Annotated in this window: 21 protein-coding genes; 3 read left to right on the top strand and 18 right to left on the bottom strand. The window is 47.7% G+C overall.

From position 1 onward, the window contains the following. Positions 1 to 30: 30 nt before the first annotated feature. Complete coding sequence (locus BUC22_RS06260) at positions 31 to 771, bottom strand: ComF family protein (RefSeq protein WP_073382609.1); 741 nt, start codon at positions 769 to 771, stop codon at positions 31 to 33. Then, the gene (gene recD2, locus BUC22_RS06255) at positions 764 to 2,974 is read right to left on the bottom strand and encodes an SF1B family DNA helicase RecD2 (RefSeq protein ID WP_013379468.1); all 2,211 of its coding nucleotides are present in this window, start codon (positions 2,972 to 2,974) and stop codon (positions 764 to 766) included. Before recD2 ends, BUC22_RS06260 begins: the two co-directional genes overlap by 8 nt. Positions 2,975 to 3,265: 291 nt before the next feature. On the opposite strand from recD2, the gene BUC22_RS06250 reads away from it, so the two are divergent. Next, entirely contained in the window at positions 3,266 to 4,774 is a 1,509-nt protein-coding gene (locus tag BUC22_RS06250; protein WP_013379467.1) for an IMP dehydrogenase, read from the top strand. Positions 4,775 to 4,846: 72 nt separating this feature from the next. On the opposite strand, the gene BUC22_RS06245 is transcribed toward BUC22_RS06250, so the two are convergent. From BUC22_RS06245 to BUC22_RS06170, 16 genes are all read right to left on the bottom strand, one after another. After that, positions 4,847 to 5,242, bottom strand: a complete 396-nt coding sequence (locus BUC22_RS06245; RefSeq protein ID WP_013379466.1) for an HsmA family protein — start codon at positions 5,240 to 5,242, stop codon at positions 4,847 to 4,849. Positions 5,243 to 5,375: 133 nt separating this feature from the next. Continuing rightward, positions 5,376 to 5,645: a hypothetical protein gene (locus tag BUC22_RS06240; protein WP_013379465.1), complete on the bottom strand. Its 270-nt coding sequence runs from the start codon at positions 5,643 to 5,645 to the stop codon at positions 5,376 to 5,378. 118 nt (positions 5,646 to 5,763) lie between these two features. After that, positions 5,764 to 8,049: a bifunctional diguanylate cyclase/phosphodiesterase gene (locus BUC22_RS06235; RefSeq protein WP_041689830.1), complete on the bottom strand. Its 2,286-nt coding sequence runs from the start codon at positions 8,047 to 8,049 to the stop codon at positions 5,764 to 5,766. 158 nt (positions 8,050 to 8,207) lie between these two features. After that, on the bottom strand, positions 8,208 to 8,828 hold the full coding sequence (locus BUC22_RS06230) for a pentapeptide repeat-containing protein (RefSeq protein WP_013379463.1): 621 nt from the start codon (positions 8,826 to 8,828) through the stop codon (positions 8,208 to 8,210). Between the two features lie 305 nt (positions 8,829 to 9,133). Continuing rightward, positions 9,134 to 10,273 carry an aldo/keto reductase gene (locus BUC22_RS06225; RefSeq protein WP_073382606.1) on the bottom strand — a complete coding sequence of 380 codons (1,140 nt, stop codon included), beginning with the start codon at positions 10,271 to 10,273 and terminating at the stop codon, positions 9,134 to 9,136. Between the two features lie 22 nt (positions 10,274 to 10,295). Beyond that, positions 10,296 to 11,042: a carboxymuconolactone decarboxylase family protein gene (locus BUC22_RS06220; RefSeq protein WP_013379444.1), complete on the bottom strand. Its 747-nt coding sequence runs from the start codon at positions 11,040 to 11,042 to the stop codon at positions 10,296 to 10,298. A 178-nt stretch (positions 11,043 to 11,220) separates the two neighbouring features. After that, entirely contained in the window at positions 11,221 to 11,865 is a 645-nt protein-coding gene (locus tag BUC22_RS06215) for a K(+)-transporting ATPase subunit C (RefSeq protein WP_013379443.1), read from the bottom strand. A gap of 17 nt (positions 11,866 to 11,882) precedes the next feature. Continuing rightward, the gene (kdpB, locus tag BUC22_RS06210) at positions 11,883 to 13,955 is read right to left on the bottom strand and encodes a potassium-transporting ATPase subunit KdpB (RefSeq protein WP_013379442.1); all 2,073 of its coding nucleotides are present in this window, start codon (positions 13,953 to 13,955) and stop codon (positions 11,883 to 11,885) included. A 17-nt stretch (positions 13,956 to 13,972) separates the two neighbouring features. Continuing rightward, positions 13,973 to 15,658, bottom strand: coding sequence for a potassium-transporting ATPase subunit KdpA (gene kdpA / locus BUC22_RS06205; RefSeq protein ID WP_013379441.1), 1,686 nt, complete (start codon positions 15,656 to 15,658; stop codon positions 13,973 to 13,975). Positions 15,659 to 15,722: 64 nt separating this feature from the next. After that, on the bottom strand, positions 15,723 to 15,800 hold the full coding sequence (kdpF, locus tag BUC22_RS22595; protein ID WP_013379440.1) for a K(+)-transporting ATPase subunit F: 78 nt from the start codon (positions 15,798 to 15,800) through the stop codon (positions 15,723 to 15,725). Between the two features lie 490 nt (positions 15,801 to 16,290). Further along, positions 16,291 to 17,829: a glutamine-hydrolyzing GMP synthase gene (gene guaA, locus BUC22_RS06195; protein ID WP_013379436.1), complete on the bottom strand. Its 1,539-nt coding sequence runs from the start codon at positions 17,827 to 17,829 to the stop codon at positions 16,291 to 16,293. Between the two features lie 87 nt (positions 17,830 to 17,916). Beyond that, a complete protein-coding gene (locus BUC22_RS06190; RefSeq protein ID WP_013379435.1) occupies positions 17,917 to 18,288 on the bottom strand; it encodes a YccF domain-containing protein in 372 nt (123 codons plus the stop codon). A gap of 7 nt (positions 18,289 to 18,295) precedes the next feature. Further along, on the bottom strand, positions 18,296 to 19,720 hold the full coding sequence (gene lpdA / locus BUC22_RS06185; protein ID WP_013379434.1) for a dihydrolipoyl dehydrogenase: 1,425 nt from the start codon (positions 19,718 to 19,720) through the stop codon (positions 18,296 to 18,298). A 23-nt stretch (positions 19,721 to 19,743) separates the two neighbouring features. Further along, entirely contained in the window at positions 19,744 to 21,621 is a 1,878-nt protein-coding gene (locus BUC22_RS06180; RefSeq protein ID WP_013379433.1) for a 2-oxo acid dehydrogenase subunit E2, read from the bottom strand. Between the two features lie 19 nt (positions 21,622 to 21,640). After that, positions 21,641 to 22,630: an alpha-ketoacid dehydrogenase subunit beta gene (locus BUC22_RS06175; protein ID WP_337926971.1), complete on the bottom strand. Its 990-nt coding sequence runs from the start codon at positions 22,628 to 22,630 to the stop codon at positions 21,641 to 21,643. 18 nt (positions 22,631 to 22,648) lie between these two features. Then, positions 22,649 to 23,611: a thiamine pyrophosphate-dependent dehydrogenase E1 component subunit alpha gene (locus tag BUC22_RS06170; protein ID WP_013379431.1), complete on the bottom strand. Its 963-nt coding sequence runs from the start codon at positions 23,609 to 23,611 to the stop codon at positions 22,649 to 22,651. A 263-nt stretch (positions 23,612 to 23,874) separates the two neighbouring features. Between BUC22_RS06170 and BUC22_RS06165 the strand changes: the two genes are divergently transcribed. Next, a complete protein-coding gene (locus BUC22_RS06165; protein ID WP_013379430.1) occupies positions 23,875 to 25,506 on the top strand; it encodes a hypothetical protein in 1,632 nt (543 codons plus the stop codon). Positions 25,507 to 25,569: 63 nt separating this feature from the next. Then, entirely contained in the window at positions 25,570 to 26,145 is a 576-nt protein-coding gene (locus BUC22_RS06160) for an SOS response-associated peptidase (protein WP_013379429.1), read from the top strand. Positions 26,146 to 26,153 lie beyond the last annotated feature (8 nt).

The following is a 26,153-nucleotide window of genomic DNA, read 5'->3' as shown; positions in this document are numbered from 1 at the left end:
ATCTTTGGGCGGCCAAACCGCTGCCTGCTCCTATTGGGCTCCGGCACAGGCGGCTGCATACACGGCTCTTGCCCCTGCCCGCTTCAGCACCTCGGCGCACTCCCGCAGGGTAGAGCCTGTCGTATTGACATCATCTACCAGCAGCACAGTCTTTCCGGACACAGCCTTTTTCTCCAGAACATCGAAAGCGCCGGTCAGGTTTATCAGGCGCTCCTCACGGCTCAGACCGATCTGATGGGGTGTGTCATAAAGACGCTTCAGTACTTTTCTTTTATAGGGCAGGTTCAGGGCGCCTGCCAGCCCCTCTGCCAGGTAGCTGCTCTGGTTATAGCCGCGTTCCTCCAGGCGTTTTTCATGCAGGGGAACCGCCACCACCAGTTCCAGCTTTCCCGCCCAGTCCTTTTCCCTCACGGCTTCAGCCATCTGCCGGCCGATCCAGCTGCCAAGCTGAGGGAGATGCCCAAACTTCAGGCTGTGTACCAGCCTTTGTCCTGAGCCGCTGTAATGCAGCCATACTGCCCCGCCTGCCAGCACTGGATCTTTCAGCGGTCCGCAGTCCCCGCAGAAATCCAGTCCCTTTTCGGGCAGCGGTTTTCCACAATATTTGCAGGAAGGCATGGTTACTCTCGGCAGCGACTGTGCACAGCGCTCACACAGATAGCTTTCTGTTCTGAAAAGTACCTTGCCGCACACCGGACAGACACCGTTTGGCAGAAACAGTGTCTCTCTGAGCAGTATCTTCACCCCTGCCTTAAATCCAGACTCAGACATTGAGCTCTCCATACATTTTGATCCGCTGTTTGAGGGCTGTCCGCCGTTCATTGGTATCTCCGGATTTGACCATCCGGTAAAAATAATTCTGAGGCCCGATAAGCATCAGCATCTTTTTGGCTCTGGTCACTGCTGTGTACAGCAGCTTCCGGTTTAAAAACATAGGCGGTCCGCCTACCATCGGCATGATAACAACTGGAAATTCACTCCCCTGGCTTTTGTGAACAGTCATGGCATAGGCATGGGTGAGCTCGTCGAGCTGGTCAAACTCATAAACGACTTTTTTGTCATCTGTCAGCAGGATTTCAAAGGTTTTATTGTACTCATCAATGCGGATGATGTTGCCGATATCGCCGTTATAAACACCCTCTCCGGTTTCAAAGCCGTGGATATCCTCCCACTTGAGCTTATAATTGTTTTTAATCTGCATGACCTTGTCCCCCTCGCGGAACACCACTGTACCAAAGGTCTTTTCCTTTTTATAGTCTGCCGCTGGGTTCAGAACCTCCTGGAGCTCCTTATTCAGCGAAATAACGCCGAGCTTTCCTTTTTTAATGGGTGAGATGACCTGAACATCCTTCATGGCGTCAAAGCCTTTTTTTTCAGGAATACGCCAGGCAACCAGATCCAAAATGGTATCCAGCACCTTATCGGGGTCCATTGTCCTTATAAACATAAAGTCAGACTGGTTATTGATTTCCGGCATCATACCCTCATTAATGGCATGAGCGTTTATGGAGATCATGCTTTCCTCCGACTGACGGTAGATACGGTCCAGACGCACAACCTTGACCACGTTGCTCTCGATCAGGTCCTGTAAGACGTTTCCCGGTCCAACGGAGGGCAGCTGGTCGGCGTCGCCTACCAGAATGAGGCGCGTGCCGGGCCTGATGGCCTCCAGCAGGCTGTTGAGCAGCACAATATCAATCATAGAGGCTTCATCCAGAATGATGGCGTCAGCCTCAAGCGGGTTTTCCTCGTCCCTGTTAAAGGATGGAAAATCATCGTCACCAGAATAGTCATACTCCAAAAGCCGGTGGATGGTCTTGGCTTGCTCACCGGTTGTTTCTGTGATGCGCTTGGCGGCGCGGCCTGTGGGGGCAGCCAGAACAGTTTTCATGCCAAGACGCTTAAAAATGTAGACGATACCGTTGATAATCGTTGTTTTCCCTGTGCCTGGTCCCCCTGTAATAATGGCGATGCCATTTTCGATGGCCGCCTCAATGGCCTCTGCCTGCCGGTTATCCAGACGAATGCTCATATCCTCCTCATAGGCTGCGATCATGGCTGGTATATCAACTTCCTGCATCTCAAAGACTGCGCCAGCCAGGCGTACCATGGACAGGGCGGCATTGTCCTCTGCCTCAAAAAGGGCTGAAGGATAGTAGGCTGGCTCGTCGTCGATGAACTCTAGGCGTACGTCTCCCCGCAGGGCCAGCTCCTGAAGCTGAAATTCAATGTCCTCCCTTGAAACCCCGAGGATACTGGCGCTGTGCTCAATAAGGTCTTTTTCGGTCATGTAGGTGTTGCCCCTTGAGTAACAGTCCTGAAGGCAGAAGCTGATGCCCGAGAGAATCCGCTTAGGGTTCTGGGACTCAAAACCCAGCTGAGCGGAAATCTGGTCTGCTATTTTAAAGCCAATGCCGCGCACATCCTTGATGATTTGGTAGGGGTTATCCAAAAGAACACGCACCGTATCACTCTGATAGGTTTTATACAGCTTCATGGCATAGGTCGAGGAAATGCCATATTCCTGGATCTGGATCATGACATCCCGGATTTCCTTCTGTTCACTGTAAACCTCTTTTATTTTGTCGAGTGTCTTTTTGCCGATGCCGTGAACCTCGCTCAGCCGGTCTGGATGGTTGTCCAGGATATCCAGCGTGTCGGCTCCAAAATGGTTTACGATCTCAATAGCGGTCTTTTCGCCAATACCCGGCAGGAGTCCTGAACTCAGATAACGGATGATGCCTTCCTCAGAGGTCGGGAGATCCAGCGCATAGCTCTCGATCTGAAACTGCTCGCCATAGCTCTGGTGCTCCTTCCAGAAGCCGGTCAGCTTTAAAAATTCGCCCTCCTTCAGCTCCTCAAAATTGCCAACGACCGTTACCATTTGGCCGTCCACATCAAAATCCGCTACGGTATAACCGTTTTTGTCATTATGGAAAATAATATGATCTACTGTTCCTTTTAAGGTCTCCATAAATATCCCCTTCGTTATTGTTAAAAACATTATACACCAACGTACACCTGTTCGCAATCATTTCACCTTTAATTTGACAACGGTTAACAGTTTAATTTCGCCTAAAAAGCCGCCCTTTCGCCTTGACAGTTCGGCTGAAAAGCCATATACTAAAGCTTACAACAGATCGTACTGACAAACGTACCAGAATTACATTCAATAAGCAATAGCCTCAAATATCCGTGGTTATTGCTTTTCTTGTAATTAAGTGCTGATTTATTTTATTAAAGTAAAGAAGGAGAAACTAAATCTATGGCTTTTTATTTTGAAGAACCGTCCCGTACCTTTAGCGAATACCTGCTCGTACCAGGTTATTCCTCTTCACAGTGTATGCCGGCTAATGTTAACCTGAAAACCCCTGTCGTAAAATTCAAGAAAGGTGAGGAATCTTCAATATACATGAATATTCCCATGACTTCTGCCATCATGCAGTCCGTATCCGGCGAAAAAATGGCCATTGCGCTGGCGACCGAAGGGGGGATTTCCTTTATCTACGGCTCACAGAGTGTGGAAAACGAGGCGGCCATGATCGCCCGCGTCAAGGCTTACAAAGCCGGTTTTGTTCCAAGTGACTCCAACGTGACTCCTGACGCCACCATGCAGGACATCCTAGACTTAAAGGAAAAAACAGGCCATTCTACCGTTGCCGTGACCTCTGACGGTACCGCAAACGGCAAATTTGTCGGGATTGTCACCAGCCGTGACTACCGTGTCAGCCGTATGGACCCTTCTACCAAGGTCAAGGAATTTATGACTCCGCTCGAAAAAATCATCTACGCTCCTGAAGGCACCAGCCTGAAGGAAGCCAATAACATCATCTGGGACCACAAGCTGAACACCCTGCCGATCGTGGCAGCGGACGGGCGTCTCCTTTATTTCGTATTCCGCAAGGATTACTCCTCACACAAGGAAAACCCGCTGGAGCTTTTGGACGCTCAGAAACGCTATATTGTCGGCGCTGGTATCAACACCCGCGACTACGCTGAACGTGTGCCAGCACTGGTGGAAGCCGGGGCGGATGTTTTATGCATTGACTCCTCTGAGGGGTTCTCAGAATGGCAGAAGCTTACCATTGAATGGATTCGTGAGCATTACGGTGAATCTGTAAAGGTGGGCGCTGGAAACGTGGTTGACCGTGAAGGCTTCCGTTTCCTGGCTGAAGCAGGCGCTGACTTTATTAAAATCGGCATCGGCGGCGGCTCCATCTGTATCACCCGTGAGCAGAAGGGCATCGGACGCGGCCAGGCTACGGCTGTTATCGAGGTCGCCAGAGCACGCGATGAATATTTTGAAGAAACCGGCGTGTATATTCCCATCTGCTCCGACGGCGGGATTGTCTATGACCACCACATTACCCTGGCACTGGCCATGGGCGCTGACTTTGTCATGCTGGGACGTTACTTCTCCCGTTTTGACGAAAGCCCGACCAACAAGGTCAACATTAACGGCAGCTATATGAAGGAATACTGGGGTGAAGGATCCAGCCGCGCCCGCAACTGGCAGCGCTATGATATGGGCGGCGACAAAAAACTTTCCTTTGAGGAAGGCGTTGACTCCTACGTGCCCTATGCCGGCCCGCTGCGCGATAATGTCCGTCTGACCTTAAGCAAAGTACGTTCCACCATGTGCAACTGCGGCGCGCTAAACATTCCTGAATTCCAGGAAAAAGCCAAGCTGACCCTGGTATCCTCTACCAGCATTGTGGAAGGCGGCGCTCACGACGTTATGCTCAAGGATAACGGTATGTCTCCGGTTAAATAAGATCAGCCTCAAAACCTTTATAAAAAAAGCACTTTACATTTTATTCTGTAAAGTGCTTTTTTATTACCTCTCTTACGCGGACATCCCGACAAAAGCGCCTAAAATATAGGGGATCAGCCAAATTGCCCAGACGACAATGCTGAACTTATGAAAGGCTTCCTTTTTTTTCGCATCGCCTTTGTTCAGGACCCATGTGGCCCAGACTGCATGAAACAGCATCAGGGCAATGGCAACAACACCAGTGACACTGTGCAGCATCTGAGCCGCCGGTGAGATGGCCTTAACCCCAGAACGGGCGATAAGGCTCATGATGGTTGTACCTGTCGTATCGCACAACAGCCCCAGCCAAAAAATAATAACGTGCTGTTTTTTCAGGGTCTTTGCTCTGCGCTCGCCAAATACCCCAATGGTATAAAATACCAGAGCCAGCGTGATGGCAATAATGGCCAGAATCAACTTCGTATCCATAACTTCCTCCTTTTCTGTAAATTTTACCAGTATATTATCATTCCCATTTTCAACGGATAATAAACACTAAGTTCCATTTTAACACAAATTTCAGAGGATATTATGATTCTCCTTTAAATTACAATAATTTATCTTACATATACAGGATCTCACCAGCGTCTTCCTGTTCTTCTGTTCGCTCGTGCCCTTCCAAAAGCCATCGCCCATTCCAAAAATACAGATACCTTACCTTTCCCTCAATCAGACAGGTATAGCGCACAGCCCTGCCGCCGGTCAGCAGCACATGCCGTGTATCAAAGACCTTGTTAATACGAAATTGCCTCTGGTCAGTGAGCAGAGTGACCGGAATCCTGTTCTGATCAAAGCAAAAACCAACCTGTTTCACATCATAATATACATTCATTCGATCAGCTCCTTTTTTAAAGAACATTTATTTGTATCTATTATATTGCCAAAACAATCGTTCGTCAATGTTTTTTAACAGTAAAAAAACGGCCTCCCTAAGTGGGAAGCCGTCATTATTAGTCTTTCAGGACGTCAATCGACCGTCCCCTCAATGTTTTTAACATCTCATCAAATTCCATCAGAGGCATCGGTCTGGAAAATACATAGCCCTGTACCACATCACAGCCGATACTCTTTAAAAACTCGACCTGTTCCGTATCTTCGACTCCTTCAGCAATGGTCTTGATATTTAATTCCTTTGCCATGGCCACTGTATTCGCGATGACCACCCTTTCTCTTCGAAGGTCTGTCCCCTCTTTGAAGAAAAGAATATCAAGTTTTAAAATATCAATGGAAAGGTTTTTCAGCACATTCAGCGAGGAATACCCTGAGCCAAAATCATCCAGAGAACAACGGAAACCATTTTTCTTTAAGATCTCGACCACATTTTTAAATGTACTGGAGTCATCCAGCATCACGCTCTCTGTAAATTCCAGTTCAAGCAGAAAGTCTGGAATCCGGTATTTCTGTTTGATTCCAGAATAATACTCTACAAAGTCCTCCTGGAATAAGCCAAGCCGTGAGACGTTGACAGCCACATTAAGAGCTGGCCGTCCAGCGTCCAGATAATTTCTGAGCCAGTGGCAGGCCTTCTCAAACATATACCGATCAAGATCAACGACCAAACCGGTCTTTTCAAATAACGGAATAAACTCGCCTGGGGAGATCATCCCTTTCTGGCGGCTGTTCCAGCGGACCAGAGCTTCGGCTCCGGCAATGATATTATTCTTTTGTATGTTAACCTTAGGCTGCATATAGATGACAAACTCTTCTTTTTCGAGCGCTTCTTTGCCAAGAGCTTCCATCTCGGTTTCCTTGATGGTCTGGTTTCGAATTTCTTCTGTATAAAAGGTCATCTGACTGCCGACTTGATCCTTGATGGATTTTTGCGCCATATTCGCGCGGTCAATCATATCATTGAGTGTAAGCTGTTCAGACTGGTCATCGGTACAGTATATACCCATGCAAAGCTCGATGGGCAGATGTCTGGTTTTATCCATCACTGATTCCGAGATTTCCCAGACCAGCTCGTTAAACCAATCCGTAAGCTCAACACGTTCATGATAAGAACGGATACCGGCAAAGTTATCCGCCGAAACCCGACAGAAAAGATCGTCCTTTCTGCTGTGATCCAGCAAAATATCCGATAAGCATTTCAGTATTTTATCGCCATTTTCATAGCCATACAAGTCATTTAAAAATTTAAATTTCTTTATATCACAGTACCAGATACCATAGGGGGCGTTCTTGTTCTCCTTCAGTACCTCTTCCCCATCAATACGGAAACGCGTGTTGTTACGCTGTCCAGTCAGGGGATCAACATAGGCGGCTCTCAAAAGCTCATTCCGGCTTTTAGACATAATTTTGCTCTGATGGTACAAGAGATAAAGAAAAATCAGACAGGCAGCCAGCACAATCAAAATCATGCCAATGGCGGTTTTATTATAATAATCTCTAACGATGGACTGAGGTGCGACGGTTAAAATAAACCACCCGTTGATACCAACAGGCTCTAACACAGCCATCTCCTTTCCATCTTCGCTGTCATAGACAAAGCTAAGGCTTTTGCCCTCTTTTAAAGCCTGATTTAGTTTTTCCTGTTCCCCGACAGACAATATTCCGAGCTCATTCAGCTTGGTCACATTGCTATAGCGTTCACCAGTCTGCGCTGAACGCATGATGATATCACCGCTGCTGTCGATAATATTGGTAAATCCCCGGTCATTAAAGACCGGCGTGTCAATTATCTTTCGGAGCACTGATGCCTCATTGACCGCACAGAGCACCCCGACGACCTCGTTGTTATGTCGTATAGGTACCGCATAATAATTGATATACTGCCCTGGATTTATTGGATCTTCTACCGTGCGTGAGATCACATCTTTACCTGTCAGGGCGTCGTTGAAAAAATATTCCCTTGAAATATCTACATTTTTATGGGTATCCCCATTAATATCATAAAAATCAATAATACCGTTTTTATCCGCAAATCCCATCCGGATAAAGACATTGTTGTCATTGATCCTTTTGAGCAGCTGGCCGATCTGGTCTGCGTTTAAAACATCCAGATCGCCGACACACTCCGCAATGCCGTCCAGCGTTTGAAAATCACCGCTGATCTGCTTCTCCACAGAGGTCTGGCTCTGCTGGGCCGATTCGTTAAGGTAGTTTGCGCTTTCCTGCTGATTCAATCTCATAATGTGAAAAATGAACAAAAGACTGAAAGCAAGGAATCCAATACAGATAATGACCGCAATCACATAGGTTTTTACAAAGCTGTGCTGGTTATCTTTATCAATCATCCGTTTCCCTTTCATCATCTTAAATTATTTTAACTCACATTTATAAGAAACCAAGCTAAAATAGACTTGTTTTTATTTTACATGATAATTCGCATAAACACAAGTAATTTGGCTGATTTAAAGGGTGTCTTTTGTCCCTGCTAAAATTCTGCAGCCTGTCATTTTCTCCATGTTTTTGGACATGTTATAAATTCAGGCAACTTAGTATACGCATTTCCTTTTGCGGTATTAACCTGGGCCTGCGTCAGGAAAATACTTTCACGCAGGTCGGCATTCTTTAAATTTGCATCTCTGAGGTCTGCCCCCAGAAGATTAGCACCTCCTAGAGAACATCCCTCCAAATTGGCCGCAATGAGCAGGCTCATGCTAAAGTCCTGTCCGTCCAGCACTGCTTTTTTGAAATCTTTACCGATAAAATCTACTGATTTTTGGGGTTCAACAGTTGATTTTACCGTATTCTGAACCCTGTGCCAGACCTCTTTCAAAAGCCGGTTTGTCTTCTCGCGGCATGCTTCCAGATCAAGCTTCAGCAGCGCCTCTGGTGTCTGCCGGGTCAGCCTGTTTAAATCCTGAATGGCACTTTCAATTACTCCATCGATGTCCGCTGCGGGAATCAGCAGCGCCGCTTCGTTCAAATACCAGAGCATCTGGTGGAGCTGATATACCGCAAGAAATACCCGGTACATTTCATCAGGCTTAACATCTTTATCCTGCCAGCTTTTCCCATGATAAACTGTCTGCGTCACCTTTTGTCCTGCTCCAAAACAATCATAGGCCATACAGCCCTTTAGTTTCCTTTTTTCAAGCTCAGTATGTACCCTGCATCTGAAGTTCTTCTGTAAATTGACACAGGGCTTGCCTGCCCGCTTATTTTCCGGGAACCCTTCATTCTTTGAAAAATACAGGGCGACACAGCACAGCCCACAGCAGTTTTCACAGTCAATGGTGAGCTCTCTGTATTGATCTGTTTTTATTTCATTATGCAGCTTTTTTATAGCAATCCCTTCTTTCCATCAAAAAAGCCCTGAAAAGTATTGTCTTTTCAGGGCTTTTGCTCTGTTTATGTTCGTACTTTCATAACCTATTATAACCCAGCTGGCTGGTTTAGTATATCCACAAAATCAGTCATGGCCGAGGAAATTTTGAGCTGCTGCGGACAGACCTCCTCACAGCTTTTACAGCCAATGCAGGCACTCGGCTGTTTTTCTTCCGGCATGGCGCCCACGGCCATCTGTGTGATAACACTGTTGGTAAAGCGGGCGTCATTATAAAGTGATAGAATGGTTGGAATATCCAGTTCTTTGGGGCAATAGGTGGTGCAGTAGCGGCATGCTGTACACGGGAGACTGTCCACCATGCTGTCTGCCACCTCCATGAGACAGTCCAGCTCCTGCTCATTTACCGGTTTTTCCTCCTCATAGACTGCCATATTGACCCTTAGCTGTTCTTCATTCGACATGCCCGAAAGTACCATTGTCACCTCAGGGATCGACTGTAAAAATCGAAACGCCCACTCCGGTGCGCCTGCTTCCGGACGAAATGCTCTGAGTTTTGCCATATTCTCATCCGAAAGGCTTGCCAGCTTACCGCCGCGAAGCGGCTCCATCACCCAGATCGGCATATGATATTCATTGAGCAGCTCTACCTTGGCCTTGGCGTCCTGAAGGGTCCAGTCCAGATAATTCAGCTGTATCTGGCAAAACTCCAGATGGTCGCTGTAGGCCTCCAGAAAGCGTTTGATGGTATCATACCTGCCTTGGGCAGAAAATCCCAGATGTTTTATCCGGCCCGCAGCCTTCTGCTTCAGGAGGTATTCCATTATCCCGTTCTTTTCATCCATATAGGGATCAATATTTTTTTCATACACATTGTGGAACAGGTAAAAATCAAAGTAATCAACTCCGCATTTTCTCAGCTGTTCCTCAAAAATCGCCTCTACCCGGCTCATATTGGACAGGTCGTAGCCTGGAAATTTGGTGGCCAGATAGTAGCTTTCACGCGGGTAATTGCTCAATATTTTTCCCATCACAATCTCTGACTGGCCGTTATGGTAGCCATACGCCGTATCAAAATAGTTGATCCCATTTTTAATGGCTTCGTCAACCATTTTCGCAGCTGCTGCCTCATCAATGGCCGCATTCGGGTCATTATCTTTTACTGGAAGGCGCATCGCGCCAAACCCCAGGGCTGAAAGTTTTAAATCCTGAAATTCTTTATAAATCATTTTCACTAACTCCTTCTTATGCTTATTCTTTTTCTGCCTCGCTGACACACCGCAGTGCGTTTAGACTGCGTGGATACCCAATATAAGGGATACACTGGGAAATAACTTTAATTAGAAATGCCTTATCATTACCAATACGCATGTTAGCCGCCGCATGGCTTATGAGCTGCGGCTCACAGCCCCCCTGGGCAGCTAAAAAGCAAAAGGTGATCATTTCACGCTCGCGCTGATCAAGCCCTGTCCTGGTATAATAATCCCCAAAGCAATTGCCTGACAGCCACTTATTGATATGCCGGCTCTCCTCAGGGCCAGATTCAGCGAAACCTTTCATCTGCTCACCAAAAATATCGACCTGAAGCTGCTCTCCGGCTTCAACACGGTCATTTGCCGTTATTGTTGCCTGCCCTGGCAATGGCAGCTTTACACCCAGGTCTGTAAATTCCTTATTGGCTGCCCTTAGAAAGGGATATACCCGGCCGATTCCAAGATAGGCCGTTGCCTGATAGATCATTTCCTTCACCTCAACGGGTGTCACTTTGTAATCTATGGCTTCAGGCAGCATGTCCCTGAACAATTCTACGCCCTGGCAGCCGATCAGTGCTGCCAAAATCGCCAATGTACGGGTATGCGTGTCCAAATCATCCTGGTTTGGCACTTCATCGAACGCGAAACGGCTGAAAAAATCTGTAAACTCAGGATCTGTCCCAAACAGGCTCCCGTCGTTTTCTGAAAAAAGTCCACTAAAGTATTCCTTTGATTTTTCTGTCATTTTATTCCCTCTTTTCTACATCCCCTAGCTTAGCACTTGAAGTTCACTTCAAGTCAAGCGTTTTTTTCAAAAAATCAAAAAAACCGTATATGCTTGCCAGACAAAATATTGCTGGCTCATATACGGCTGTTATTTTACAGAAATGTTACTGCTTAAAATTATGATGTTCTTCTCAGGTTTATAAAAGGCCCATTTTTTGAGCAATCTCAATATTTACTTTTAACACATTAACACGGTCCTGACCAAAAATGCCTAAAACCTTACCTTCCGTATTATCGGCAATCATTTGCCGCAGCTCATCCTCCGGAATACCGCTTGCCTTTGAAACAGCTGGCACCTGAATCTCAGCAGATGCCGGTGAGATATCCGGGTCGAGCCCAGAACCAGAGGCTGTCATCAGATCAGCTGGAATGTCCTCGCGTTTGACACCTGGATTGGCCGCTAAAAATTCATTGATGCTTTCTTCCACGCGGGCCTGCAGCTCAGGGTTACTGTTTCCATAGTTTGAACCGCCTGATGCGACGCCTGTGTAGTTCGCCTCTCCCGTTTCCGGATCTATCTGCAAGTCTTCTTCTGTGTAAGTGTTATAATTATAGGCAGAGACACGTCCCTTCAGGAAATATGGCTCTGTAAACTGCTGACCAACATGTTCTGATCCCACTTCCTTGCCGTTAACGGTGATAATGCTGCCGTTCGCCTGATGGTTAAAGGCAAGCTGTCCAATACCTGTCAGCGCGAGCGGATAAAGCAAACCACATATTACCAGTAAAACAATGGTTACTAATAAAGCAGGCTTTAGCGTTGTCGTGATGATTTCTTTCATTATAAATCAATCCTTTCTTATATTCCCAGCCCGATCGCCATGACCAGTGGCGCAATGATCAGGTCTATGAGTTTTATCCCTATAAAAGGCACAATCACGCCTCCAAGGCCATATATCAGAATGTTGCGCAGCAGCATGGATTCTGATTTCATGGGCTTATACTTGACGCCGCGCATTGCTAACGGGATTAAAAGTGGAATAATCACCGCATTAAAAATTAACGCTGATAAAATAGCACTGTAGGGAGTAGACAAATGCATAATGTTAAGAATCTGCATCTGAGGAATTGCCAATGTAAACATCGCCGGAATAATAGCAAAGTATTTCGCGATGTCGTTGGCAATACTGAAAGTTGTCAAGGCGCCACGTGTGATTAACAGCTGCTTTCCAATCTCAACAACTTCGAGAATTTTGGTCGGGTTTGAATCAAGATCCACCATATTTGCGGCTTCTTTTGCAGCCGTTGTCCCACTGTTCATTGCCAAGCCGACATCTGCCTGCGCCAGTGCCGGGGCGTCATTTGTTCCGTCACCGGTCATTGCCACCAGCTTTCCTTCAGCCTGTTCTTTCTTGATAGCTTCAATCTTATCTTCTGGCTTACATTCTGCGATAAAGCTGTCAACTCCTGCTTCCTTCGCAATGGTGGCCGCTGTCAGAGGATTGTCCCCAGTACACATAACGGTTTTAATCCCCATCTGGCGGAGGCGGTCAAAACGTTCTACCAATCCAGGCTTTACCGTATCCTTCAGATAGATAACCCCATAGATGCGCTCATTAACACACACTACCAGAGGTGTTCCGCCAAGAGCCGCAACATTATTTACGGTTTCTTCAAGATCTCTTGGAATGACACCACCCATTTTTTTGACGCGGTCTATAATAGCATCCGAAGCACCCTTACGGATTGTTGTACCATCGGGCAGATCTATGCCGCTCATTCGTGTTTGAGCAGAGAACTCAATAAATTCTGCATTTTTTGCTTCCTCTGTTATACCCTTTGTATTGAGCTGTTTGCCTAATTCAACTGTCGATTTCCCTTCTGGCGTCTCATCATTGATAGAGCACATCACAGCATAATCCGTTAAATCGTTTTTACTTTCTACACCAACAGGGATAAAATCCGCCGCTAAGCGGTTGCCATAGGTAATCGTCCCTGTTTTATCCAGGATCATTGTATTGACATCTCCGCAGGCTTCAACGGCCTTACCGGACATTGCGATAACATTAAACCGGGTAACACGATCCATTCCGGCAATACCAATTGCAGAGAGCAGCGCTCCGATGGTCGTTGGTATAAGGCAAACTGCCAGAGCAATCATCGTCGAAATCGGAATCTGAACACCGGAATAGCCCGCAAGCGGATACAATGTGACAATTACCAATAAGAAAATGATGGTTAAGCCAACTAACAGAGTTGTCAAAGCAACCTCATTTGGTGTTTTCTGACGTGAAGCGCCTTCAACCAGCTTGATCATCTTGTCTAAAAAGGATTCACCCGGGTCCGCTGTAATTCTAATTTTCAGCCAATCGCTGACAACTGTTGTCCCACCAGTGACAGAAGCAAAGTCGCCTCCCGCTTCACGCACTACCGGCGCTGATTCACCAGTAATCGCCGATTCATCCACTGATGCTATCCCTTCGATAACCTCACCGTCGTTCGGAATCATCTCTCCTGCCTTAACAAAGACAATATCGCCCTTCTTGAGTTCATTTGAGCTCAATGTTTCTTCACTTCCATCTGCTCTGATAACTCTGGCCTGTGTGTCTTTTTTGGTTTTCTTTAATGATTCTGCCTGTGCGCGGCCTCGTCCTTCTGCTACCGATTCAGCAAAATTTGCAAAAAGAACCGTAATCAACAAAATAACTGCTACGATGCCATTATAAAGCCTCAGATGACTGACATCCCCAATATCTCCAAATAAAGTTGGAAAAATGGTCAGTATCAGTGAGATAAAAAATCCAATTTCAACAACAAACATAACTGGATTTTTAATCATGTAGGCCGGATTTAGTTTTTTAACAGATCCAATCAAGGCATCTTTGAGTATATCTCTTGTTATAAATTTCGTTTGTTTTTCTTGTTTACTCATTTATAATCCTTCCTTTATTAGAACCACAATGTAAGATGCTCTGCAATTGGTCCAAGTGCCAGAGCCGGGAAGAATGTCAGCGCGCCGACTACATAGACGATTAAAACCAGCAAAATCATGAACATAACATTGTTTGTTTTCATCGTGCCTGCGCTTACGCTGACAGACGCTTTATTCATCAGGGAGCTTGCAAAAGCCAGCTGAAGGATAATCGCTAAATAACGGCCAAAGAACATTGCCAGGCCGGCTGTAACATTCCAGAACACTGAGTTATCAGCAAGCCCTTCAAAGCCAGAACCATTGTTGGCGGCCGAAGAAGCATATTCATAAAGCACCTGGGATAACCCATGGAAGCCTGGATTCGTAATGCCGTCAAGACCAGCCTGTACGGATACCGCCAAGGCTGAAAAGCCTAAAATCAGCAGTGGATGGATAATGATCACCAGCGCCGCCAGTTTTACTTCCCTGCTTTCAATTTTCTTTGTCAGGAATTCAGGTGTACGGCCAACCATTAACCCGCAGATAAAGACCGTCAGCACTGCATAGGTCAAAATATTCATCAATCCGACGCCCTCGCCGCCAAATACGCAGTTCAGCATCATATGAAGCAGCGGAACCATGCCGCCAAGAGGTGTCAGGGAATCATGCATATTATTAACAGTACCTGTTGTAAACGAGGTGGTAACCGTTGTAAACAGTGCTGACTGGTCAATCCCAAAACGGACTTCTTTCCCTTCAAAATTACCCATGCTCTGGTTTAAGCCTACTTCTGCCAGTGCCGGATTGCCGGCGTGTTCAGCCGTCATACATACGCCAAGGCCAATTACGAAAATAATGGCCATTGCTCCAAATACCATCCATCCCTGCTTTTTGTCCTTGATCATAAGACCAAAGGCAACGACCAGAGCGCCTGGAATGATCATCATTGATAATAATTCACAGATATTTGTTAAAATCGTTGGATTTTCAATCGGTGTTGATGAATTCGCGCCAAGGAATCCACCGCCGTTTGTGCCTAAATGCTTGATAATTTCAAGCGCCGCAACAGGTCCGCGCGCAATATCCTGCAAACCACCTTCCAAGGAAGCAACCGTTGCGGTTCCCAATAATGTTTGCGGAACCCCTTGAGAAATAAGGAAAGTCCCCAAAATAATGGATAACGGCAATAAAACGCGGGTAGTGATACGGATAAGATCCGCATAAAAGTTTCCCATGGCTTTTCTGCCGTCTTTACCGCCAGCCAGACCCCTGATAAACGCCACGCAAACGCCGTAACCCGAGGCCGCTGAAACAAACATCATGTAAATAATGACAAGCATCTGGCTCAAATAGGAAAGGCCGGATTCACCCGAGTAATGCTGGAGGTTTGTATTGGTCATAAAACTAATGATTGTGTTAAATGACAAACTGGCTTCCATTCCCTCAATCCCATTTGGGTTGAAAACAGGTAAAAACTGAATTCTTAAAATGATGTAACCAATAAAAATCATAAAAGCATTTGTGACGACCAGAGCAACAGCATACTGTTTCCAGTTCATCTGTCGATCCATATCGACGCCGCATACTTTATAAATGGCATTGTCAACTCTGTCAAAGACCGGATCAGCAAAGGTCTTTTTATTGGTTGCGATGTGATAAATATATGTTCCCAACGGAAAAATAATAATCACAAACAATGCTAAAGTTAAAGCAACTTGTAACATTTAATACTCCTTCATCTCTTTTTTTATTTTAGTGCTACTGCCATCTCAGCAATATGTTTTATTTTTAAAATTTTTCTGGATTTATGAGTGCGTAGGTGAGATAACCAAACATTGCCACAATAATAATTCCAAGTACCAGCATTCTCTATTCCTCCTTTTTGACAGGACTTTTTTTGTCTACCTGCTTACTGCAAAAAACAGTGAAGCCCAGCATTGAAACGATACAGACAATCAATGTCCCTACCATAATTACATCCATCATTTTTTTATTCCTCCTGTTTGCCTATTTGATATTGCCAGTTTATTCTATCTGTTTTCATATAAATAAAGTGTACATAATTTAAAAAAGATATTAAGAAAGAATAAATGCGCATTTTCATGATACATGTCCACATAAAATAAATATGTCTTTATCTGATTCTCCACAAAACGGATAACGGACATATATACAAAGCGTCTTCGTGCCGGTTACTTCTTTTGAGCTTAGCCCTGTATATGATTATATACAGGGCTAAGTAAATATTTTGTTAATATTTTTTGATTTTTGTTAAAATATCATAAATCTTATACAATAAAATAAACCCTCGAAAGGGTTTTGTATAAACCTTTCGAGGGTTTTGTTGTTTTATTATCTATTCCCATTCAATCGTTGATGGCGGCTTGCTCGTAATATCGTACACGATACGGTTAACGTGGGGAACTTCATTGACAATGCGGGTAGAGATACTTTCCATTACATCGAAGGGGATTCTTGCCCAGTCAGAAGTCATACCATCGACAGAGGTGACGGCTCTCAGACCAACAGTGTAGTCGTAGGTCCGTTCGTCGCCCATGACGCCGACGCTGCGGTTACCTGGAAGGACCGCAAAGTACTGCCAGATTTCTTCGTCCAGACCGGCTTTTGCGATTTCATCGCGGAAAACAAAATCAGCTTCGCGCAGCAGATCAAGCTTTTCCTTGGTGACTTCGCCCATAACGCGGATGGCTAAACCCGGGCCTGGGAAGGGCTGGCGCCAAACCAAGTCATGGTCGAGCCCAAGCTCCTCGCCAAGCTCGCGGACTTCGTCCTTGAAAAGGTTGCGGAGAGGCTCAATGAGCTCAAAATCCACATCCTCGGGCAGGCCGCCAACATTGTGGTGGCTTTTGATTACTGCGGCGTTTTTGGTGCCGCTCTCGATAACATCTGGATAAATGGTTCCCTGGAGAAGGTAATCAATATTTTTCAGCTTGCTGGATTCTTCTTCAAAAACACGGATAAACTCTTCGCCGATGATCTTGCGCTTGCGTTCAGGATCATCTATGCCGGCCAGCTTGCCGAGAAAGCGGTCTTCGCAGTTGACACGGATAAAGTTCATCTTAAAACGATTTTTAAAAATCTCCTCAACCTGGTCGCCTTCGTCTTTACGCAGCAGACCGTGGTCCACAAAGATACAGGTCAGCTGGTCACCGATGGCGCGGTGCACCAGGGTTGAGGCTACAGATGAATCCACACCGCCGCTCAGAGCACAGAGCACCTTTTTATCACCGACTCGTTCGCGGATAGCCTTTATCTGCTCTTCGATGAAGTTTTCCATGGTCCACAGGCCCTGGCAGCCGCAGACATCGTAGATGAAGTTGCGAAGCAGCTCTTTTCCGTATTGGCTGTGCTCTACCTCTGGATGAAACTGCACAGCATACATTTTTGCCCCTGCGTTTTCCATGGCGGCTACCGGGCAGGTTTCGGTGGTGGCTGCAATCTCAAAGCCATCGGGGACCTGAGCGATATAATTGGTGTGGCTCATCCATACTATGGAATCGTCTTTGACATCCTTGAACAGCACGCTGTCTTTTTTCCCGATTTTCACAGCTTTTTTGCCATATTCGCGGATCTCAGCCGAGTCGGTGTCTCCCCCCAGCTGCTGGGCCATAAGCTGGGCGCCGTAACAAATTCCCAGCACAGGAATCCCCAATGTATAGATATCCGGGTTACACTTTGGAGCGCCCTCTTCGTGAACACTGGAAGGACCCCCTGTAAAGATGATCCCCTTTGGATTGATTTCCTTAATTCTTTCAATGGATACATCGTAGGGTACCACCTCAGAATAAACGCTTGCTTCACGCACCCGGCGGGCGATGAGCTGGTTATACTGGGCACCAAAATCGATGATCAGAATTGTTTCTCTTTCTGCCATTTTTCCTCCTTGATGAGTTAATGTATATAGTTTATCCGTTAATCACGCTTTGTCAAGCCCTTTTCAGCCAGTATTTTCTGTTAATCGTCAATCAATTGTAATAATTTCCGCGCCGAAGGGCATCAGTGCCAGCTTCATAAATTTAAAATGCTGAAGGCCAAAAGGAATTCCCACAATGGTAACGCAGTAGACAAGACCAAAGGCCAGTGAGGCAAGCGCCAGCTCCCACCCAAAAAAGATGATCCAGAGGATATTCACCAGAAAAGAGCCTGTACCCATTCCGCTGAAATCAATATCCCGCCCGAAAGGCCAGAGCACAAAGCTGGCGAATTTAAAGGCCTGGAGCCCAACAGGTATACCGATGATGGTCACACAGCAGATCAAGCCTGAAATCACCCATCCCAGGGCACAAATCAACCCGCCAAACAGAAACCAGATGATGTTTCCCAGTGTTCTCATAGGCTTTTCAGGCTTCTTTCTTCGGCAGATGGATGGACATGCCAAAGGTATCCATAGCCGCCTCAAACAGAGCTTCGGAGATGGTGGGATGCGGATAGATGATCCGGCACATATCCTCAATGGTTCCCTCCAGAGCCATGATGGTCTCGGCTTGAGTGATCAGCTCTGTAGCGCCTGGACCGGCGACGTGAATGCCCAGAATCTCACCGTATTTATCCTCGGTGATGACCTTGACAAAGCCCTGGCTTTCATCACGGATCAGCGCTCGGCCGCTGGCGCTCATGGGGAAGCTCCCCACCCTGACGTTTGAATAGGCTTCTCTCGCAGCTTCCTCCCGCATACCGACTGAGGCCACCTCGGGAAGGGTATACACGCAGGAGGGAATCAGGCTGTAGTTCATCTTAGTGGGTCTGCCGCCAAACATGTTCTCAACGGCCCGCATGGCCATAGCGGACGCGCCGTGGGCAAGATGGGATTTGGCTGTCACGTCTCCAATGGCGTAGACGTCTGCTACAGAGGTTTCAAGGTAATCATTGACATCTACCCAGCCGCGGTCAAGCTCAAGGTTCAGGCTGTCCAGCCCTTTTAAGTTTGCACAGCGTCCGGTGGCCATGAGCACATCGGCGCAGCAAAAGCTTTTTGGCTGTTCCTCATTGCGCATCTCAACCTCCAGGTGGAAGTTGGAAGCGGAATCCTTGTAAATATCCCGGACAAAGGCGTTGTAATGAATGGTAACGCCGTTTTTAACCAGGCTTTCCTCTACACAGGCGGTACCCTCCTTATCAAAGCCATTGATCAGGGTGCTGCCGTTTTGCAGCATGGTCACCTTTGTGCCAAAAATACTGAAAATGGTGGCAAACTCACAACCCACCACACCGCCGCCCACAATGATGAGCTCCTTGGGCAGATACGGAAGGTTCAGAGCCTCGCGGTTGGTCAGCAGCCCAGGAATATCCCTGAACAAATCGGGAATGGCGGGGTTGGAGCCGGTAGCGATGACCAGCTTTTCCCAGCCGATGATTTCCTCTCCGCCCTCCATATCCGTAATTTTAGCGGAATAGTCCGGAAAAACCTCGCCAGTTCCCTGATAGACGTCCACCCCGTTGCTTTTTAACAGCATTTTGATGCCGCCTCCCAGCCGGCGGACCTTTTCATCTTTATTTTTAATCATCTGCGCCATGTTGACGCTTGGCTGTGACATGACAACGCCGCGCTTTGCCGCGCCGTCACAGGCTTTTATAATCTTCGCGTTCTGAAGCATAAATTTAGTGGGAATACAGCCGACATTCAGGCAGGTGCCGCCAAGGCGGTCTTCTTCAATTACCGCGGCCTTTTTTCCAAGCTGGGCGGCTCTTATGGCTGCGGTATAGCCACCGAATCCCCCGCCCAGTACCACCAGGTCATAATGTTTAAAATCTTTACTCTCACTCATTTTCTCTGACTCTTTCTACCCATTCAAAATAACAGCAGGGCCGGGTTTTCCATATAGCTCTTGACAGTCTGGAGGAATTTGGCTCCTGCCATGCCGTCTGCCACGCGGTGATCCAGATTCAGACTGATCTTCATTATAGATCTCGGAGTCGGCTCGCCTTTGAAGATACGAACCCTGTCTACCACCTCGCCCACGCTCAGAATCGCGCTGTTGGGCTGGTTGATAATAGCTGTGAATTCCAGGATACCATACATGCCCAGATTGGTTACTGTAAAAGTGCTGTCCTTAAAATGGTCGCCTGTCAGTTTTTTCGCCTTGACAAGCTTGAGCAGCTCGCTGCGTTTTTCGACCATTTCGGAAAAACTTGCGGCATGGGCGTCGCGGATAACAGGGACGATCAGGCCATCATCCATTCCCACAGCCATGCCCAGATTTACAAAATCATGCAGCACAACGCCGTCCTCACACAGACTGCTGTTGATATAGGGATGCTCCATTAAGGCTCTTGAAACGGAAACCAGCAGGAAATCCGTATAGGTACAGCGATAGCCTGTTTCCTTCTCAACTTTTTTGCTGATTTTCTTGCGCAGGTCCTTAACCTCGGTCATATCTACCTCTGTTGTCAGGGTGATCACTGCGTTTTCAAGATTGCTCTTTACCATGCGGTCCGCAATAATTCTGCGTTTTGACGGCATGGCTTCAAGTCTGCCGTTTACCGGCGGTTTATCAGCTGCTCCTTTTGCTTCCTCAGACACCGGGGTGGTTGGCTCAGGGCCTGTGACGACAATGCTCTCTTCTTCATCTCTATTGTCGGGCTCTGACTGTTCTTTCTGTTTTTCAGGCTTCGGCTCCGGTTCTGCCAGGATGGGTTCTTCGGTGGTTTCCTCTTCCTCAGGTGCTCTCTCCTGAACCTCAACCTCCTCAATCACGCTTTCATGGCGGATTGATCCTTCGGCCATGGCTTTCAGGACATCCTCCTTCATGATGCGTCCGTCCGGACCGCTGCCCTCGGGAATACTGTGAATGTCAATATTTTCGACCGCCGCTATTTTTTCGGCCAGCGGTGACGCACTGATTGCATGTGGCCCTTCTTCTGCCTCTGTTTCCGCCTTTTGAGCAGCACCCTCCATGACATCCTCCTCATGGGCTTCGCTGCCCAGCTCGGCTTCAAGGCTGCCCATCCCAGCTACCAGGTCCTCAAGGGTCATATCAAGGGCTCCGGTCATTCCCGGATTCGGCTCTGCGGTAAAGGCTTCTTCGGTTTCTTCAGCCACAATGCTTTCCGGTTCGTCAGCCAACTCATTGGTTTCCTCTGGAACGCTTGATGCCTCAATCTTTTTTTCCTCTGGTTCAGTAAAGACTTTTTGCTGAGGCACCTCGGTTTTCTCTACTTTTTTGGATACTTCCAGCAATGCCTCGATATCCTCTACCTGAATACGCCCTTTAGGGCCGCTGCCAGCTACGTTTGCCAGATCAATCTTATGCTCTGCCGCCAAACGTCTGGCGGACGGTGTGGCGCGTATGGTTTTGCCCGCGCTTGAAAATCCCTCGCGGGTAGAGCTGCGCATGGCCTTCAGCGCTGCGCGGTCCTCATCTGTGAGGTGGCCCGGGCTCTGCATATTGCCGCGCAGCGAAACCGTCTGATGCTCCGGCACCTGTTCTCCAGCCTCACCGATACAGCCGATGACTGTAAATACCGGTAGTTCCACGCCTGTTTCATAGTAGCGTTTCAGAAGGACACCATTATCCTCGGCCTCAACCTCGATATTGACTTTATCGGTCATGAGCTCAAACAGCGGTTCACCTTTTTTGACGGTGTCTCCCTCGTTTTTATACCATGTCATTATGGTTCCGGACTGCATGTCCATTCCTAGCTTTGGTAAAATAATATCTGCTGCCATATTTGTAATCCCTTTCTATTTAATCGTCGCATCCGACTACCTGATAAACGGCATCCATAAGATCTTCTATCTGTGGTACCACAGCGGCTTCCAGATTACGGTTATATGGAATGGGCACGTCCAGTCCGCCGAGACGGATAATTGGCGCGTCCATATAGTCAAAGCAGTCACTCTCTGCAATCCGTGCAGCGATCTCTCCGCCAACTCCGCCGGTTTTGGCTGCCTCGTGGGCAATGATCAGACGGCCAGTCTTCCTGACGGATTCCATAATGGGCCCCATATCCATGGGATAAAGCGTCATCGGATTGACAATCTCTACCTCAATACCTTCCTCCGCCAGCTTTTCTGCGGCCTCCATGGCCTTCACAAGCAGTGTGCCCCATGCCACAATGGTGGCGTCTGTTCCCTGGCGCTCCACAAATGTCTCACCAATGGGAATGAGGTAATTGTCATCAACGGGCACCATACCTTTCATTTTGTAAAGAAGCTTATGTTCAATGAAACAGACCGGATTATTATCCCGGATGGCTGCTTTTAAAAGTCCCTTTGCCTGAGCCGGAGTGGACGGCGTGACCACCTTAAGCCCCGGCACATGGCACATCCATGCCTCCAGCGTCTGGCAGTGCTGAGCCGCCGCTCCTGTGCCGGAGCCTGACGGCAGACGCACAACCATTGGCACCTGGGCCTCACCGCCGAACATATAGCGCAGCTTGGCCGCCTGGTTAACTAAAGAATCCATCCCAAACGAGATAAAATCCATAAACATCATTTCACAAATGGGGCGTAGTCCTGTCACAGCTGCTCCCGCAGCTGCACCTACGATTACTGATTCAGAGATAGGCGTATCCATGACGCGCTCCTCACCGAACTCGTCGATCATGCCAACAGAGACACCAAAGCCCCCGCCGTAAACGCCGATATCCTCTCCCATAAAAATCACATCATTGTCGCGCCGCATCTCCTCTGACATGGCCAGGCGGATTGCTTCACGATAAGTCATTTCCTGCATTTCCATAAAAAGCACCTCCTAAGCGTATACGTCTTCCAGAACTGCGGTAACTGGCGGTTCAGGACTGTTTTTTGCAAATTCTACAGCGTCCTCAATACTCTGGTACGCCGCTTCCTTTATCTGTACCATCTGATCCGGTAGCATGACCTTATCTTCTTCCAGGTACCGCTCAAAGCGGGTGATGGGGTCTTTCTGCCGCCATGCCTCTACTTCCTCCTTGCTCCGGTAAACCTGGGCGTCGCTCTTGGAATGGCCATTGTAGCGGTAGGTCTTGCTCTCGATGAGCACAGGGCCCTTGCCGGAATGAGCGTACTGACGGGCTTTTCTGACAATTTTATAAACCTCGATTATGTCGTTGCCGTCAATGGTAAGCCCTGGAATGCCATAAGCCGCCGCACGGTCCGAAATGTTTTCGATATTCATATGCTTTTCGATGGGGGTTGACATGCCGTACAGGTTGTTTTCAACATAAAAAATGACCGGCAGCTTCCAGACCGATGCCAGATTCAGAGATTCATGAAAGTTCCCCTCATTGGTCGACCCGTCGCCTGCAAAGCAGAGCACAACCTTGCCGGTTTTTTTGTATTTCTGAGTCAATGCCGCGCCGCAGGACAGTGGATAACCACCGCCGACCACGCCATTGGCTCCGATATTTCCGGATTTCAAATCCGCGATGTGCATGGAACCGCCCTTACCCTTGCAGTAGCCGGTTTCCTTGCCTAAAAATTCCGCCATCATCAGCTTGACGTCAAGGCCAAAGCCAATGGCCTGGGAGTGGCCGCGATGTGTCAGAGACACAAGGTCTCCCTCGTCCAAAGCCAGACAGGCCCCTACTGCAGAGCCTTCCTGTCCCATAGACAGATGGGTGGTCCCATGGACCTGTCCCCTTGAAAACAGCCAGGCTACCTTTTCTTCAAAAAAGCGGGCCTGGTTCATTCTATAATACATTTTTGTTAATAATTCTTTATCAAATTCCATCATCGATAATCCTCCAAATCTTCGTATCTTTGATGTTCTAAGGCCGGGCAAATGTCCTATTTACCCATTATTTATTGTTCATTATATAATATTATAGCTTTTTTTGGCTTAAAAGGAAAGTATTAATTCCCTTCTGAAAAAAGAATGAAGCAGAAACATCTTCCTGAATTCTTCAAGTGTTTTTCAAGACGGCAAAAGCCGGTTGTTACGGGCCTTTTCAAATGATATACTATTTTTATGATTACATTTAAAAGGAGAGGTTTATTATGAAATCAAATGCAAGATCATTCCATTTAAAAAGCCGCTTCTCAAGGCTTTTTTGCTGTGCTTTTGTGGCATTGACACTGCTCGTCTGGCCCTTTGGCGTTTTAGCTGAGGAGGCCGGCGCTGCGGCTGCGCCCTCCGCATCCCTGAGCATTGAAACACCCTCTGAAGCAGAAACCACCATCGCCCCTGGCAGAAGCTTTTATGTTCTCGGCAGCATCGAAAACAGAAGCAGTCTGCCAGATGACGCTGTCCTGACCGTTTCGCTGACAGATGCAGACGGCACTTCAGTCAGAAATGTCACTACCTCGGTCAAGGGAAACACAAGTCTTTATCTACCCAACAATCTGAATTACTACAGTCCGGTTACCACAGAGGATATCAAAAGCTCCGGCATGCCAGAGCTGATCAGCACCGACCCAGTTAATGGGAGCGACTTTAACAACGCCTCTATCAAATGCTACTATAATGATAAATCTTTTTATGCTATGATCGCAGGAGGCAATGAGATTGACCAGATGAAATGGCGGGACGCAAATGGTGCGGCCTATCCAGAGCTTTCTGAGGGGAATTACACCATCACAGTTACGCTGGAGGAACAAGACTCCACAGTACTCGCCCAGACTCAAAAGGCCATCACCATCGGCGTTTCTGAAAACAAGGTACTGGCACGTTTTTCTCCAGATGAACACTTTAATTTTGTAAAAACCTGGGCAGACGATAACGGCTACCGTGTTTACAGCGATCCCTTTCCCGGCTACTGGTCACAAAGTATTTTCTGTGAGATCCTACCTGAATGGCGCGCTGCTGATGCGGCCGAGTACGCTTCCGGCAAGGTCCACTGTGTTTTGTACAACCTGAAAAAGTCAAGCTCCAGCTACAGCGTTGAGCTCGGCGCTCTCCAGGCCCAGGGCGCTATTGACAGTCCCGACCGTATGGCTTATTACTATTACAGTATTGGAGAACCCTCTCTCACGATCGGCGGCAATACTGTTAAGGCAGAGCTGGAGGCGCTGCCCGCCGGGCAAAAGGTTGCCATTACCCGGGCTGAGGTAATCGCAGGTGCTACGGATGAAAACAACTACAATACAGCCGATATTGTCACCGCGGCAGACCTCGACACCAAAGATGGCATTACCTGCGGAGATGCCGGAGAAACTCTTGCAATCTATGGCGTTACTGCGCCCATTCAACTGGCCTCTGAGGATATTGTCGACAACGGCGACAATTCCTATACCCTGAACAATAAAATTACCCGTCTTCATTATGATATCACTGGCGATGGTGTCGACCTAAATATTGACAAGCCTGTCGATACACTGGTACGCGCGTCGGGCCCTTCTGAGCTTGAATTTAAACATGATATTCCCATTGATGAAAGCATGGCCGGCAAAACACTCGGCGTTCGTGTTACTGCCTATGACAGCCATAACAATGCTGTCTATAGCGGTACGCTCGCTGCACCGGGCGAGTCACCGGCCGATGAACCAGAGGTACCACAGCCAGTAACCACAGCCAGCCCAGTCAACCCCAAAACCAGTACAGATAACGCCGCCTCACCAGTCCTGCCCTTTACCCTGCTGGCGGCAGTCCTCGCAGGAACGGCAGCTTTCGCCCGTAAACACGCCAGCTAAACTAAAGCCTGTTTTCAGCTGCCCGGTTTATAATACGGGCAGCATTATAAAGGAGGTCTGTCTATGTGCGGACGTTACACCCTATTCTCACATAAAACCGATACGGAAGCCCGGAGGCTCTGGCAGGCTCTGATGAGTGCAGAGACCAAAGCACCTGCGTCAAAGGGCGACATCGCTCCCTCCGAGTACGCACCGGTTTATATCGCCGGAGATAAAAACGGAAGGGTGCCAACAGTCATGAAGTGGGGTTATCCCAATCCCTACCGCAAAGCTTTAATCATCAATGCCCGCTCCGAAACACTGCTTGAAAAAGAGACTTTCCGGGAAGATTTTTTAAACCGCCGTTGTCTGGTCCCCGCCGAAGGCTTTTATGAGTGGACGCCGGAGAAAAAGCTTTTTGTCTTTGAGGGCAGTGGCCCTTCCCTCATTTATCTGGCAGGCATCTACCGTGAGACAGGCGATACCCGCGAATTTGTTATTCTGACCAGAGAGCCTGTCAGTCTGGTTGCCGAGATCCACAACCGGATGCCAGTCGTTATTCCAAGAGATCAGGCAGAGGCCTGGCTTTACGACACCAACGCCGCCCTTGAGCTGATCCGTACAGTGCCTCCTGAGCTGGTTCGGCACTGTCTAAAATAGCCAGAAGG

This window comes from Eubacterium callanderi (assembly GCF_900142645.1).
GTDB classification, from domain to species: Bacteria; Bacillota; Clostridia; order Eubacteriales; family Eubacteriaceae; genus Eubacterium; species Eubacterium callanderi.
The sequence above is the reverse complement of the archived record's forward strand: the minus strand, read 5'-3'. Positions and strand labels throughout refer to the sequence as shown.